This window comes from Halorubrum sp. SP9, assembly GCF_005435015.1.
Classification (GTDB): Archaea; Halobacteriota; Halobacteria; order Halobacteriales; family Haloferacaceae; genus Halorubrum; species Halorubrum sodomense.
Window position 1 is genome coordinate 1 of the sequence record NZ_SGXU01000659.1, and the last position, 257, is coordinate 257.

The 257-nt window shown below is 65.0% G+C and carries 1 pseudogene; it reads left to right on the plus strand.

From position 1 onward, the window contains the following. Positions 1 to 257 (plus strand): annotated as a pseudogene (locus EXE45_RS18915) (hypothetical protein); the annotation flags it as partial.

The following is a 257-nucleotide window of genomic DNA, read 5'->3' on the forward strand; positions in this document are numbered from 1 at the left end:
GCTGATTCGGGGCCTCGAGAACATCGTTCTCACACTCCTCGAGACGCTCACGTTCGTCTTTCAGGGCTCGGCACCCGGCCTGATAGGGACGTACGGTCTCGCCGATATCCCGCTGTACATCGGGACGCAACTCGTCAACGTCGGCTCGATAATCGGGGGGTCGGCCGCTGGTGGGACCGGGATCCTCGGTCTCATCAATCGACTCGTCGAGGCGGGCCTGGCGTTCGCGACGGCCGGCGGGCTGTTGGCGCCGATCA